The 13,484-nt window shown below is 51.7% G+C and carries 13 protein-coding genes; 4 read left to right on the top strand and 9 right to left on the bottom strand.

Annotated features, from left to right (window positions below; genetic code table 11):
• The first annotated feature begins 63 nt into the window (after nt 1-63).
• A complete protein-coding gene (locus GOV45_RS08075) occupies nt 64-591 on the top strand; it encodes a TRAP transporter small permease (protein WP_170476245.1) in 528 nt (175 codons plus the stop codon).
• A gap of 9 nt (nt 592-600) precedes the next feature.
• Nucleotides 601-1,881 (top strand): TRAP transporter large permease, encoded by a 1,281-nt coding sequence (locus GOV45_RS08070; RefSeq protein ID WP_170476243.1) that lies wholly within the window; start codon nt 601-603, stop codon nt 1,879-1,881.
• 63 nt (nt 1,882-1,944) lie between these two features.
• On the opposite strand, the gene GOV45_RS08065 is transcribed toward GOV45_RS08070, so the two are convergent.
• The 6 genes from GOV45_RS08065 to GOV45_RS08040 form a co-directional block, all read right to left on the bottom strand.
• On the bottom strand, nt 1,945-2,808 hold the full coding sequence (locus GOV45_RS08065; RefSeq protein WP_170476241.1) for a sugar phosphate isomerase/epimerase family protein: 864 nt from the start codon (nt 2,806-2,808) through the stop codon (nt 1,945-1,947).
• Between the two features lie 17 nt (nt 2,809-2,825).
• Nucleotides 2,826-3,716, bottom strand: coding sequence for an NAD(P)-dependent oxidoreductase (locus tag GOV45_RS08060; RefSeq protein WP_170476239.1), 891 nt, complete (start codon nt 3,714-3,716; stop codon nt 2,826-2,828).
• 225 nt (nt 3,717-3,941) lie between these two features.
• On the bottom strand, nt 3,942-5,123 hold the full coding sequence (gene uxuA, locus GOV45_RS08055; protein WP_170476237.1) for a mannonate dehydratase: 1,182 nt from the start codon (nt 5,121-5,123) through the stop codon (nt 3,942-3,944).
• On the bottom strand, nt 5,120-6,172 hold the full coding sequence (locus GOV45_RS08050) for a Gfo/Idh/MocA family protein (RefSeq protein WP_170476235.1): 1,053 nt from the start codon (nt 6,170-6,172) through the stop codon (nt 5,120-5,122). Before GOV45_RS08050 ends, uxuA begins: the two co-directional genes overlap by 4 nt.
• Nucleotides 6,169-7,170 carry a Gfo/Idh/MocA family protein gene (locus GOV45_RS08045; protein ID WP_170476234.1) on the bottom strand — a complete coding sequence of 334 codons (1,002 nt, stop codon included), beginning with the start codon at nt 7,168-7,170 and terminating at the stop codon, nt 6,169-6,171. The genes GOV45_RS08050 and GOV45_RS08045 overlap by 4 nt, the downstream gene beginning before the upstream one ends.
• Nucleotides 7,167-8,183, bottom strand: a complete 1,017-nt coding sequence (locus tag GOV45_RS08040) for a Gfo/Idh/MocA family protein (RefSeq protein ID WP_170476232.1) — start codon at nt 8,181-8,183, stop codon at nt 7,167-7,169. Before GOV45_RS08040 ends, GOV45_RS08045 begins: the two co-directional genes overlap by 4 nt.
• A 124-nt stretch (nt 8,184-8,307) precedes the next feature.
• On the opposite strand from GOV45_RS08040, the gene uxaC reads away from it, so the two are divergent.
• On the top strand, nt 8,308-9,651 hold the full coding sequence (gene uxaC, locus GOV45_RS08035) for a glucuronate isomerase (RefSeq protein ID WP_170476604.1): 1,344 nt from the start codon (nt 8,308-8,310) through the stop codon (nt 9,649-9,651).
• The gene (locus GOV45_RS08030; RefSeq protein WP_170476230.1) at nt 9,652-10,848 is read left to right on the top strand and encodes a mannitol dehydrogenase family protein; all 1,197 of its coding nucleotides are present in this window, start codon (nt 9,652-9,654) and stop codon (nt 10,846-10,848) included.
• Here GOV45_RS08030 and GOV45_RS08025 read toward each other — a convergent pair.
• The 3 genes from GOV45_RS08025 to GOV45_RS08015 are packed head-to-tail and all read right to left on the bottom strand — an operon-like array spanning nt 10,835 to nt 13,467.
• On the bottom strand, nt 10,835-11,698 hold the full coding sequence (locus GOV45_RS08025; protein ID WP_170476228.1) for a sugar kinase: 864 nt from the start codon (nt 11,696-11,698) through the stop codon (nt 10,835-10,837). The genes GOV45_RS08030 and GOV45_RS08025 overlap by 14 nt on opposite strands.
• Nucleotides 11,695-12,576, bottom strand: a complete 882-nt coding sequence (locus tag GOV45_RS08020; RefSeq protein WP_170476226.1) for a DMT family transporter — start codon at nt 12,574-12,576, stop codon at nt 11,695-11,697. The genes GOV45_RS08025 and GOV45_RS08020 overlap by 4 nt, the downstream gene beginning before the upstream one ends.
• Nucleotides 12,577-12,579: 3 nt before the next feature.
• Nucleotides 12,580-13,467, bottom strand: coding sequence for an NAD(P)-dependent oxidoreductase (locus GOV45_RS08015; RefSeq protein WP_170476224.1), 888 nt, complete (start codon nt 13,465-13,467; stop codon nt 12,580-12,582).
• Nucleotides 13,468-13,484 lie beyond the last annotated feature (17 nt).

The following is a 13,484-nucleotide window of genomic DNA, read 5'->3' as shown; positions in this document are numbered from 1 at the left end:
CTAGCCTGAAAATTCCCGACCACGGTGATGCGTGGTCGGGTGCTTAACGCAGGAAATGATCTTATGAAAGTAGCTTCCGATCTGCCTGTATCGATACGCAATATGGTTCTTATTCTTGATTGGATCGCGTATGTTTGCCGGGTTTTAACGGGTATTGCGCTGGTGGCGATCACCGTAATCTTCGGTTGGCTTGTATTTGGTCGGTACGTCCTGAACGCCACACCAACTTGGGTCGAACAGGTCGCTTTGTTGCTTGTGATGACAATCGCATTTCTTGGAGCTGCGGTTGGAGTGCACGACAATTCCCATTTGTCTGTTTCGCTTTTACGGTCTGCCGTTCCCCCTTGGATCAGAAGAGTATTGGTTGTCTCTACTGATGTCCTGATGGCTGGCTTCGGTGGGTTGATGCTGTGGTTTGGTGCTCGACTTACAATTTTCAAATGGGGATCACTCATTCCGCTGATCCAAGTGCCTGAGGGTTTGCGTTCATTGCCGCTGACAATTGGTGGGGGGCTTATTCTTGTGTTCTCCATCGGTCATCTGATCCGTGTGTTTGTCGGTGGCGACGAGCGTAGCGACAGCATTGAATAGAGGCGTTTGATGGGAATTCTTTTTCTGCTGGCAGTATTTGCACTCTGCGTTCTGATTGGAACGCCTGTGGCCTTTGCATTGGGTATTGCAGCAATTTCGGCCTTTTGGTTTGAAGGGTTGCCGTTGATGATTGGCTTTCAAAGGATCGTCTCCGGCATCAACGTCTTCTCGCTGATGGCCATTCCATTTTTTATTTTTGCTGGCGAGTTGATGTTTCACGGCGGCATCGCGATGCGCCTCGTCAGGTTCGCGTCTGCTGCGGTCGGTGCCGTTAGAGGCGGACTTGGGATAGTTAACGTTTTTTCGTCGATGCTATTCGGTGGAATCTCCGGCTCGGCCATAGCCGATATCTCGGCCCTTGGGTCCATTCTTGTGCCAGTGATGAAGGAAAAAGGGTATGATGCCGACTACGCTGTCAATGTGACTGTAACCTCATCAATTGCCGGGATTATCATTCCACCCAGCCACAACATGATTATTTTTGCTATTGCGGCTGGGGGCGGTGTCTCCATCTCAAAGTTGTTTCTGGCAGGTGTTGTTCCGGGAATATTGATGTGCATCTGCTTAGCCGTAGCAGCGTATTTAGTGGCCGTCAGGCGAGGATATCAGGCGGAAAAATTTCCCGGTTGGCGTGCGCTTCTCCTAAGTTTCGTTAGTGCGATTCCAGGCTTGCTGACGGCTGTAATAATCGTTGGGGGCGTATTGTCAGGCATCTTCACAGTAACGGAGTCAGGTGCTTTCGGCGCGATATACGCTTTCGTCGTTACTTTAATTGTTTACCGCAGCATTACCTGGGAAAACTTCTGCATCGCCGTGTCTTCGGCTGTGCGCACAACAGCAATGGTCATGATCTTGATCGCGTGCGCCGGTGCATTTGCTTACATGCTGACCTTCTACCGAGTGCCAGACAAAACGGTCGAACTGCTTACGGGGTTGACCGAAAACCCCATTATGATCTTGTTGATGATAAACGTGGTCTTGCTGGTCCTGGGAATGATAATGGATATGGCTGCACTGATCTTGATTTGCACGCCAATTTTCCTGCCGGTCGCAAACAGCTTGGGGATCGATCCATTGCAATTCGGTATGATCTTACTGGTCAATCTGGGATTGGGCTTGTGCACTCCGCCTGTCGGGTCGTGCCTATTTGTTGGATGCGCGGTAGGCAAACTGCCAATGGAGAAAGCTGTGCGGACGATTTGGCCCTTTTATTTGGCCATTCTTGTCGCACTAATGCTGATAACGTTTGTTCCGGCGATCTCAATGACTCTTCCAAATCTCATTGGTTGAGGGGCAAACCTTGCCCTCAATCCGCGTTCAGAAACCTAGGTTTTGTCAGTCACATGGTATTTATCAGCCAAACAGTTGCTTGAACCTATCCACACACAATCGGAAACCGTCTTCGAAATTTCCATTGCCGGGGTGGTAAACGCTTTCGAATGAAATAACGCCGTCATAACCATCAGATCTAAGCGCGTCGGCAATGGGTTGAAACAGATCCGCCAACTGGCCTTCACCCATTCGGCGGACTTCCAGTGTGGCTCTCGGAGTGTCGACTTTTACATCCTTTATGTGGATATGGCCCAAATAACCGCCCCGCAATTCATTGTAACCATCCGGATATGCAAGCTCGTGGCACCAGCAGTTATTCCCTGGGTCCCAAAGCACTTTCAAAGTGTCTTTGGCGTCCAAGTCGTCAATCAATTTACGGGCCGTGTAGTTAGAATTGACCAGGGTGCCGTTCCCGGTTTCCACCACAAGTCTTATACCTTCTGACTTCGCCAATTCGACGGCCGGTGCAATCAAAGGCGGCATCGTGTCCCAGACGCCATGGGCTACATTCCACTTTTCGGCCCCGTTTTTACCCCAGAGAATCTGTTCTTTCCTTTGGGTCATAATGCGCACTAACGGTGAACCAACGTTGTGTGCCATGTCGATGACACGCTTTAAAGCGTCCATGTGCTTTGTGTGCAGCTCATCACCGGGTTTGTTTGCCGCAGTCATGCCCGCAAAAATATGTCGTGACAGACAGGACACCGGTTTACCTCGATCACGTAACAGCGCGTTGATTTCGGCAATTTCCTGAGCAGTATGATCGCCGACCTCTGTATCGCCGACAAACTGAAGCTCTGCGTACTCCAGATCGAATTCGTCCATCACATCTACGGCGTGAGTTAGGTCACGGCTGATTCCATCGCAAATTACACCAAGTTTCATTGGAAAACTCCCAGTCTTCAGCGGTGCAGTTCCGCGCCCACGATTTCTTCGATCACGCGCGTGCAGATCCAGTTGTCACCGTCAGGGTATTTGGTTTTTCCGGCGTGAAACACTTGCATGGCTGACGATGCGGTCTGCATCGGGACCCCAAGTTCACTGGCCAGTGCAAGCGATATCGTCAAATCTTTGTGCATTGTCGCTATATGGCTACCTGTTGCGACAAATTTGCGGTCAATGATGTTTTCAAGCGCAGTGTTAACAACACCGCATCCCGCGCTGGAAGATGAGAACACGTCGAGCAGAGCCTGGCCGCTGACCCCTGCCTTAGCGGCAAGAGCCGCAGCTTCGAACGTGGCCGAAAAGATCGACCCGATCAAAGATTGGAGGCACGCCTTGACTGTCTGGCCGTCGCCGGGATTGGCGCCGACCCGGTGGATGGTTCCCGACACTGCCTGCATTGCCTCTGCGTTTCGGTCCAGAACATCTGGTGCTCCGGCAGCCATCATCGTTAGTGTGCCATTCTGAGCCCCCGGAAACCCACCAGATACAGGAGTGTCGATCAGATTGATACCCGAGCCTTCCATGTCTCGGCCAATTGCACGAGCTTCCGCGGGCTTTATGGTTGCCGAAAGGATGACCGTCCCGCCTTTGCCCATGTTTGTGACCAGGCCATCTTCACCCAGAATGACTTCTCTGGCCTGATCTCCATTCATTACCATGACAAAAACACAGTCTGCGTGGGCACCGACCTCGCCGGCAGAATCTTTTGCTTTGCCACCCATCTCAGCAAAAGCACTCATGCGGGTGTTGCTCAAATCGAAACCAGATGTTTCGAAACCATTTTTTATAAGGTTCTTGGCCAGGCCGCTGCCCATATCGCCAAGACCGATTACGCCTGCGGTTTTCATATAGAAACCTCCCGTTTTTCAGCCGTTCGAATACAGGCTGACGTTTCGAAAATGATGCTGCAAGGCATCGGTTTTCGCGGGGATTTCACGCGCCTTGTCCAGACGCCGGGCGAGTCCGGAAGACACCCCGCTGCCCGTTTAGGTGACACCAGTAAACGAAGAAAGCGGATTGCAGGCAAGCAAAGAAGTGTCACCGCCAAAAAGAAATTTGATTGGCGGTTTCACTTACGTGAACGCCGCCATCACCCCGCGCAATTCAGCCAAACCCCGCAACCGACCGATCAAGGGGTAACCCGGAGTGCTATGGCCGCCCAGATCGCCCAATAACTCCTGTCCGTGATCGGGGCGCATAGGGATTTGCCAGTCTTGCCGCCCGTCAGTTTGGCGACGTTTTTCTTCGGCCATCAGCTCCCGAACGGTACCAACCATATCCGTGTCACCTTCAAGATGTGGCGCTTCAAAGAAGTCGGGTTTGCTGTCGTCGGATTGGGCGATGCGTTTCGTGTTGCGAAGGTGCGCAAAGTGTATCCGATCGCCATGTCTTCGTACAAATTCTGGTCCATCGAAATCGGAGCTCACCCCCAGGGAGCCAGTGCATAATGTGGCACCGCTGGACGGTAGATCGACCGCGTCCAAGACCGCGCTATAGTCATCCGAGCTGGACATTACACGCGGCAGACCAAGCAGTGAAAATGGTGGGTCATCGGGGTGACAGCACAATCGTAACCCCAGCTGTTGTGCGATCGGGGCCACTTCAGAGAGAAAATCAATCAAGTTCCCACGCAGTTTGTCGCGATCAATCCCGGAGTAAGTTCCCAGTAACGCACGTACGTCTTCGACGCTCCACTGATCGTTGGCACCTGGCAATCCTGCGGTGACGTTGTTTTGCAGTTGAACTTTGGCCTGGTCCGACATGCCCAAGAATCTGGTTTTAGCGGCGTGTCGCATCTTTTCAGAGTATTCGTCTTCGGCACCAATACGCTTTAAGATGTGTATATCAAATACTGCGAAATCTGTCAGATCGAACAGCATAGCCGTTCCACCGTGCGGCTGCGGTGCACGTAACGAGGTGCGCGTCCAATCCAAGATTGGCATGAAGTTGTAGCATACGGTTTCAATCCCGCGCGCGGCCAGCGCCTTTAAACTGGATTTATAAGCTGACACATGTTCTGCCATATCCGCAGATTGCGTTTTTATCGCCTCTGAAACCGGCAGGCTTTCAACCACATCCCAACCAAAACCACCGGAGGAAAGTAACGACTGGCGATCGGATATTGATTGTTCATCCCATGGTTGTCCTGGAGGGATATGATGTAGAGCTGTCACAATACCCTCAACACCAACCTGATGCAGGTCATCCAATTCTATCGGGTCTTTTGGGCCGAACCAGCGCCAACATTGTTTCATGGCATCCATCCTGAGTATAGTGGGTGGTCAGGTCTAATAGGTAGGCTTACCCGTTCACCAGTGCGCGCAGCATGATAAATCGCCGTAACAAGACCGACAGAGGCCGCACCGTCTCTTAGTGTAACTGCCGAATTCGGCTCCGACCGCAAAGCCTTGCCTACTTCGGTGAAAAACCCCTCGAACCCAGTTGGTTCCCCGGGCGCCCGCGCAATTGCGTCATCTATGATTCTCTGCATGGAAGGATCCCGCGCGACGAAATTCCACGGGGGTTGACCGGGCGCGTAGGGTTCCAGACCGGAGGTCGCGGTCAAATTCTCAAACACAATTCGCAATCGAGTTTCGTCCTTTGCGGCGCCCAAAGTGATATTGCTGGTGCATAGAGCTCCAGAGTTCATGCAAAATGAAATAGCCGCACAGTCTTCAGTCTCGATTGGGTTTACCCGAGTTGTCGTCATTGCAGACACGGTGGCTATTTCACCGGCCAGGTGCATTAAAAGATCATGGTTGTGAATAGCGTGCCCCAGAACTGCCCCACCTTGTTCACCTGCCCAGGTTCCACGCCATGGAACCGAGTAATAGTCAGGTCCGCGGGACCAATGTGTCTCCAAAGCTGCTGTTTGAACCTCGCCGGTCAGGCCTTCTCGTTGTAAATGCCTTAGCTGCGCAAGCGACGGGCCCCATCGATATTGAAAGACGGGAAATACTTGTTTCCCAGCACGAAGAGCCGCTTCAATTATCCTGTCCACGTCTTGCATCGAAGTGGCCAGAGGTTTTTCACAAATGACGTGTTTTCCAGCCGCAAGCGCATCGAGCGTGACCGAAACGTGAAGATGTGGGGGCAGGCAAACGTCGATTACGTCGATCTCGGGATCATCAAGAGCCTCTTGGGTATCGGTCATCGCGATAAAGTCGTTATCGTCCCGAACCTCTTTTATGCGGGCGACATCCTTGTCAACAACGGCTGATACACGAAACTCTTCGTCCAACTTTTTGAATGCGGTGAGATGTTGGCGACCAATGCCAGCACCCAGAATTGCAACATTGATCATTCTACTTCCGCCATTTCCTGCGCGCGTAGGGCCAACTCCATGACCGTAAAGCAATGGGTCTGCGTCATCGCAGTCTCAGTTCGATGTTCAATGTCACTCGCCAGACGCGAGAAATACGGAAGACCAGCGTCAGACGCGTCAATCTTTTCGCAGATTTCAGAATTCACAATGATCAGGTGATCGGTTCCAGGTGCGCCGCCCACATCCACGTATTTCCTGAGCTCAATGTAGCCTTCTGTACCAAGAATTGTCAGTCGTCCGTCGCCCCAGTTTGGCAATGCGTCCGGTGTGTACCAGTCCACGCGGATGTATCCGGTCGCACGTTCGCTACGTAGATTGATTTCGCCGAAGTCCTGCAATTCAGGATCGGTTGGGTTGGCATAGTTGGCAACAAAGGCATTCGTAATTTCGGCAGAGGCTGAACTGGTGTAATGCAGAAACTGGTCGATCTGATGAGACGCAATATCGGTCAAAATTCCACCAAATCGGTCTCGTCTAAAAAACCAGTCAGGCCGAGTTGGTCTGTTCAATCTGTGTGGACCCAATCCGATCGTCTGAACAACTTGTCCAATTGCTCCGGCTTCAACAAGCTCTGTCGCGCGGGTGCTAACCGCAGTTTCGAAACGTTCGGAAAAGTTGACTGACCAAATACGCCCTGTTTCTGAAACCGCTCTTTTTATCCGTCCCAACTGCTCCAATGTCGTGCAGCCGGGCTTGTCGCTCATCACGTCCATCCCATTTTGCATGGCCCAGATGGCCAAATCCGCGCGATCTGCGGGGATTGACGAAATCAAGGCCAGATCAGCGCCGCTGCCAAGGGCGTCCTCCAGTCGATCCAAACGCGGCACATCGGGAAACCGTTTGATAAAACCGGGCAGTGTTTCGGGCTCCCCTTGCGTCCAGTAGCCGACGCATTTCACGCCAGCTTTTTGCACGTTTTCGGTCATACCGTAGATGTGACGGTGGTCCAGCCCGAGGGCTACACAGGTTAGCGTCATTGAGAAACTCGTGTGGTTTGGCCAGTTCGATTTGCGGTCTGCATTGCATCAATGACGGCATGGGTTAACAATGCGGTACGCCCAGTGGACATAGGCTGCGTTCCCAACCTGATCGAGTTTGCAAAATCTTCGATAACTGACTGATGCCATTCGTGCGTAAAGGCCATCGGATCAGCACCACCCCCAGTTGAAGCTGTCTCCCCGATCACTGTTTCTTTGCCGTCCAGATAAGTTAGTGTCAGAACACCCGACCCCAAATGGGCTTTGGCCTTGGTGCCTTGTATCGTAATAGTTTCAGCTGCGCCTGGAAATTCGGCAGTGGTCGCCATCATCGTGCCAATGGCACCGTTTTCCATCTCAAAAATTGCTCCGGCCCAGTCCTCGGCCTCCAATTCGTGCAATGGTGTCTTCCTCATCATCGCCTGAATGGTCGAAATTGGCCCCAATAACCACATTGCGAGGTCCAGCGTGTGTATTGCCTGAGAGATCATGACCCCTCCACCATCGCGCGCGTATGTGCCTCGCCCGGGTGCATCGTAATAGCTTTGATCTCGCCACCACGGCACACGAATATCGACAGTCGCGATCTTTCCCAGATCGCCGGAATTCAAGGCGGACTTTAAGGCTTTGGAGGCCTCACGTGCACGATGCTGAAAAACAATGCCCAATGGAATCTTGTTTGCGTCGCAAAGTTCGACGATCTCTGTGGCGGCACTCATTGTTCTTTCGATTGGCTTTTCCATCAAGACCGGTTTGCTTGCTGCCGCCAGGGTCTTTATCAGTTCCAAGCGTTGGTCAGGGGGCGTCGCGACGATAGCAAAATCCACGCTGGGATCATTCGCAACTTCTTCGATTGAGTTGAACGCTTTGGTGTCGTGGTTGTCAGCAAAACCGGCTGTCTTTCGAGGGTCACGTCCCAACACCCCGGCTAGGTTGAGATCTTGATCTGACGCGTTTATCGCAGCCACATGGGTGCCTGCGACCATACCCAAGCCAATCAACGCTATATTCATTTATCCCCCCAACATACGGTGCCACTCTGAGACTTTGTACGTGAAAGATGCAAGCCGTAAAAAATATGTTAACAAGTGCGCAGACTAACGGCGGAGGCAGAAATTGACAGGCATTTTGAAGGGGATGGCAGAAGAGCTTTACCTTGGGGTCAAGGACTTGCCGATTGTGTCCCCACACGGGCATTGTGACCCAAGTTGGTTCGCAAATGATGATCCATTTCCGAACCCAGCTGAGCTGTTGGTTGTTCCGGATCACTATGTTTTCAGAATGCTCTATTCGCAGGGTGTTCCGTTGCACCAACTTGGTGTCGGCAAAGAGGGGCGCAAAACCGACCCACGCAAAGTTTTTGCCACTTTTGCCGAACACTGGGATCTTTTTCTGGGAACGCCGTCACGCGATTGGATCAGCTACGTGCTGCGCGAAACACTGGGAATTTCAGAAGATTTGTCTCCACAAACTGCCAACGAAATTTATGATAAGATTTCGGAGCGTTTGGCGCGGGACGAATATAAACCACGGGCATTATTCAATAAATTCGACATAGAAGTTCTGGCGACAACAGATTCGGCTTTGGACGATCTCTCTCATCACAAGGCAATCCATGAAAGCGGTTGGGGTGGTCGTGTGGTGCCGACTTTTCGTCCGGACGGGGTGTTGGACGCGACCGACCCAAGCTTTACTCAGAATCTGGAAAAGCTTGAGGTTTTGACAGGCACAGATGTCGGCGGCTTTGCGGGTTTCTTGGAAGCTTTGAGACAGCGCCGGGCTTTTTTCATTGAGATGGGCTGCACGGCAACCGACCACGGAATCCAAGTTGTAAATACCGAATGGTTGGATGATCCGGATGCACTGTACCAGCGATTGAAGAAACAGAAAGGGTCAGCGCAGGATGCAAACCGCTTCTACGGGCATATGCTGATTGAAATGGCTCAGATGTCAGTCGAAGACGGGCTGACAATGCAGATACATGCTGGCAGCAAGCGCAACACGAACCAAGATATAATGAAAGAGTTCGGCCGGGACAAAGGGGCTGACATTCCGATTTCAATGGATTGGGTAAATGGGTTGGACGCCCTTTTGAACAGGGTGGGGAACAATGCAGGTTTAAGGATCGTGCTGTTTACCTTGGACGAGGGCACGTACGCCCGCGAACTTGCACCTATGGCAGGGCATTGGCCGTGCCTTCGTATTGGTCCACCTTGGTGGTTTCACGATAGCCAGGCTGGTATTGCGCGGTATTTCGATCAAGTTGTTGAGACTGCTGGATATTTTAACTTGGCTGGCTTCAACGACGATACACGCGCCTTCCTTTCTATTCCCGCGCGTCATGATCTGTGGCGCCGGGGTGTAGCCGTGCATTTGGCGGATCAAGTGGCCAACGGGCAATTTGGACGGGAGAGCGCTGAAAGACTGGCAAAGCTGCTTACGACTGACCTCGCTCGGCAGGTTTATGGGTTGGAAAACTAGATGGGCACAATTCTACATTTCGGACTTGGAAATTTCGCTCGTGCACATCTTTTGGATTATACGCAACAAGCCGGTGATTGGGACGTGGTCGGTGTAAGCCTTCGCTCGTCTTCGGTCAGGGATGGACTGGCTAAACAAGGTTATCGCTACGATTTATGCGTGCAGGGGCAGGGCGTGAAGCGGGTCGATATCTTGCGCAATGTTCTCGTTGTTCCGGAAGATCGAGATGCGATTATCAAAGCCGTGGAGAATGTGGAGATCATATCGGCGACTGTAACCGAGAAAGGCTATCATCTGGACGCGAAAGGGCAGTTGAACTTTGCCGACCCGGCAGTCGCGGCTGACCTTGCAGGGCAGGGACCTTCGACACTTATTGGTTTTCTTGCATTCGGGTTGGTCGGACGAACTAGTCCTGTGACGGTACTGAGTTGTGACAACCAAGTCGGAAACGGTACGGCGTTGAAAGGTGCAGTTGTCGAATTCGCGGCCGCCGCAGAATTGGAAATAGACTGGAGTGCCATTCGCTTCCCAAATTCGATGGTGGACCGGATCACTCCGGCCACAACAGATACCGTCCGCGCCATAAGCGGCGATCCGATGGCTGTTCCAACCGAAGCGTTTTCGGAATGGGTGATTGAAGACGATTTTGCGGGGCCACGACCAAATTGGCCGGGTGTTCAGATTGTTCAAGACGTAGCGCCGTACGAAATGCGAAAGCTTCGCATGTTGAATGGCGCACATTCATTCTTGGCGTATGCCGGGCTAGCGAGAGGTTTGGAATATGTGCATGAGGCTGTTCAAGACCCAGTTTTGCGCACACTTGTAATTCAGTTGATGAAAGATGCCGCTTCAACTTTGCCGTCTCAAATTCAGGATCAGGTTTCAGCTTATTTGGATGCGCTGATGAAAAGGTTCGAAAACCCGGAGTTGGCTCATCGTTTGGACCAAATAGCAATGGATGGGAGTCAAAAGCTGCCTTACCGGTTTGTTCCTACGTTGCGGGAAACGGGATCGAATGCGGTTGTTGAAGGAACGCGAGCGTGGATATCGTATTGTCTTACGGAGACAGCTAATGGCAGGCTTGTAAACGATCCCAAAGCTGCCGAGATCGCTCGAATAGCTAAACAATCTGAACCCGAAATCGGATTATTGAAACTCATAGGGGCCGAGGATTTAGCGCAGCTTATTCAGGAATAATAGCGCCCCTAAACTGCACAACCTTGGATGCCATCGCATGACCAGCCAGCAATGCCTCGGCCTGCGATTTTCCGGACAACAAAGCGGCCAAGTATCCTCCATTAAAACTGTCGCCGGCGGCAGTTGTATCCACAACGTTTTCCGCTGGCAAATAGGTTTGATGTACCTCTTCACCGATTGAAAGGGGACCTTGTGCGCCACGTTTTAAGGCACCAAGGCCGGGGTGTTTGGCGAACCGATCGGCGACTTGTTCGGCGCTTTCACCAAACAAGGCCATCTCGTCGTCGATCGATGGCAAGGCCACGTCTGCACGGTGCCAAAGCCGTTCATTAATTTGCCGGGCGTGATCAGCACTTTCCCAGAGGCGTGGTCGATAATTGCTGTCGTAGATAAACTTGGCTGGGTTTCGATCGAGCCAATTCAGCAAAGCAATCCTGACTTCGTGCGGGAGGATGGCCACTGAAATTCCGGACAAGTACAATGCGTCGTAAATTTCCAGTCCACTAAAATCGAGGTCGGAAAACAGTTGCCGCGCAGCGGACTCACTTCGCCAATAAGTAAAGCTGCGTTCACCACTGTGAGATGTTGTAATTGCGTAAAGACCAGGAGATGCACCGGCAATGGTATGGATCTCTGCTGTTCCAATACCATGGCCGGAAATAAACTCGGATATTCGATTTGAAAACGGATCATCCCCAATGCAGGTAACGTAATCCAACTGCAAATCAGGAGCTTGACGGTGCAGGTAGATTGCGGTGTTCAGAGTATCGCCAGCAACGCCCACTATTGCGCCATCATCCAATATGGACAATTCAATCATTGCTTCGCCGATGCAGGCTATTCGCGTCATTTTTTTTCCCGTTTCCAGATAATCAGCCCTGCCGTCATTATCAGTGCCGCACCTGCGAGCGTACTGCCGTCAGGTACTGTTCCAAAAAACAGATAGCCCCAAATCGCCACATAAATCAGGAACGAATAAGTGAAAGGCATCAACTGGTTGGCCGTACCAAATCGATGAGCATTGGTGAGCAGTTGATGTCCGCCCCAACCAAACACGCCTAACCCGATTAGAACAATCAAACCCCAAGCGTTCTCAGGTTGAATCCAGAACCACAAAGCAAATGGCAGCAATACGACTGTTCCGACCAACCCCAGATAAAATTGCATTGTATCGACAGCGACGATTCCGGAGAGTTTTCGGGTCATAATTGAATAGAGCGCCAGCGCCGTCGAATTGTAGATGATAAGGAGCATTGTCGGATGAAATGAGGCTCCAAATGGTCGAACGACAACAAGGACGCCCACAAATCCCAGCAAGATGGCAGCCCAACGCCAAGGGCCAACAGATTCATTCAGCACAAAAACTGAAAGAAAACACACGATGACAGGGCTTGAAAACATTATGGCCGACACCACCGTCAACGGAAGGAATTGCAGCGCGTAGAAATTTAAAACAGTCGCGGATATCAGAAGAAGCGCCCTGCTGATGACTTGCCAAGGATGATCGGTTTTAAACCGGCTTAGATCCACTCCGCCTTTCGCGATCACACCTAGTGAGATCACAAAGTGCCCAGCATACCTCATAAAGGCCAATTGAAACGCCGGAATTCCGGCCACGGCCAGCCACTTTGCGCCCAAATCAACAAAAGAAAACAGCAGCCATGCCGACAGCATCAACAAGATGCCAAGACGCGGCAGGTCCGCGGTTGAGCTGGCGGTGACAGCCATCAATCAGGTCTTGAAGCGATTTACATAATAGTCGACCATTTGGCTGACCATGTCATCTGCCTGACCGTTATCTCGCGCATCGTTTAATGCAGCAAGCGTTCCCTGCGACATTACGCTTGTCACTCCTGCATCTCGCGCCATTTGGTCATAATACCCAAGATCCTTTGCAGCGTTCTTGATCGCAAAAGCCAACTGATTTGGATCTTTCTCAACACCGTACGCTTTCACGAAGTCCATCATGCCCGAGTGCAAAGGCCCGGCGGCCATTACGTCATACACCTGTTTCCGGTCTACTCCTGCGACGTCAGCCATCGCAAACGCTTCGGCCATTGCGTTTGCGACGGTCATTCCAAAGAAATTGTTGATCAGTTTTATCGTATGCCCCGATCCAACTGCACCGAGATAGAATACGTTTTCTCCCAAGTCCTTCAAAACGGGTTCTGCTCTGTCAAAAGCCGTTTTATCCCCTGAGGTCATGATATTTAGCTTCCCCTCCAGCGCATGTGAAGGTGTCCGGCCAAGAGGGGCGTCCAAGAAGCTGCCGCCTGCGTCAGCAACTTCTTGAGCCAAAGCTCTGGTGCTGCCAGGAAGTGAAGTGCCAAAATCAACAACAATAGCCCCATTATTCAGTCCGGAAATGACGCCGTTATCCCCGCGCATGCGGTTTTCGACCTGTTCAGATGTCCCCATACAAAGCATCACTATGTCGCTTGATTTTGCCAGCTGTTTAGCGTTTTCAGCTTCGCGCGCGCCACGGTCGATTGCCGCATCCAAATAAGTTCGATCGCGATTGCCAAGTACTGTAATTGAATACCCCAAGTCCTGCAGGCGGTTAACCATGGCTCCGCCCATTAGTCCCAGGCCGATGAACCCAATAGATGGTTTGCTCATTGGTTTTCCTTTCAATC

Source organism: Ruegeria arenilitoris (assembly GCF_013035425.1).
Taxonomy (GTDB): Bacteria; Pseudomonadota; Alphaproteobacteria; order Rhodobacterales; family Rhodobacteraceae; genus Ruegeria; species Ruegeria arenilitoris_A.
Note: the sequence above shows the minus strand (reverse complement) of the source record. Positions and strands in the feature narration are given on the sequence as shown.

Coding starts and splice junctions, on each gene's coding strand:
- GOV45_RS08045 (WP_170476234.1), bottom strand. CDS start 7,170: ATGACGCTAACCTGTGTAGCCCTCGGGCTGGACCACCGTCACATCTAC.
- GOV45_RS08020 (WP_170476226.1), bottom strand. CDS start 12,576: ATGGCTGTCACCGCCAGCTCAACCGCGGACCTGCCGCGTCTTGGCATC.
- GOV45_RS08025 (WP_170476228.1), bottom strand. CDS start 11,698: ATGACGCGAATAGCCTGCATCGGCGAAGCAATGATTGAATTGTCCATA.
- GOV45_RS08070 (WP_170476243.1), top strand. CDS start 601: ATGGGAATTCTTTTTCTGCTGGCAGTATTTGCACTCTGCGTTCTGATT.
- GOV45_RS08050 (WP_170476235.1), bottom strand. CDS start 6,172: ATGATCAATGTTGCAATTCTGGGTGCTGGCATTGGTCGCCAACATCTC.
- GOV45_RS08060 (WP_170476239.1), bottom strand. CDS start 3,716: ATGAAAACCGCAGGCGTAATCGGTCTTGGCGATATGGGCAGCGGCCTG.
- GOV45_RS08030 (WP_170476230.1), top strand. CDS start 9,652: ATGGGCACAATTCTACATTTCGGACTTGGAAATTTCGCTCGTGCACAT.
- uxaC (WP_170476604.1), top strand. CDS start 8,308: ATGGCAGAAGAGCTTTACCTTGGGGTCAAGGACTTGCCGATTGTGTCC.
- GOV45_RS08065 (WP_170476241.1), bottom strand. CDS start 2,808: ATGAAACTTGGTGTAATTTGCGATGGAATCAGCCGTGACCTAACTCAC.
- GOV45_RS08075 (WP_170476245.1), top strand. CDS start 64: ATGAAAGTAGCTTCCGATCTGCCTGTATCGATACGCAATATGGTTCTT.
- GOV45_RS08040 (WP_170476232.1), bottom strand. CDS start 8,183: ATGAATATAGCGTTGATTGGCTTGGGTATGGTCGCAGGCACCCATGTG.
- uxuA (WP_170476237.1), bottom strand. CDS start 5,123: ATGAAACAATGTTGGCGCTGGTTCGGCCCAAAAGACCCGATAGAATTG.
- GOV45_RS08015 (WP_170476224.1), bottom strand. CDS start 13,467: ATGAGCAAACCATCTATTGGGTTCATCGGCCTGGGACTAATGGGCGGA.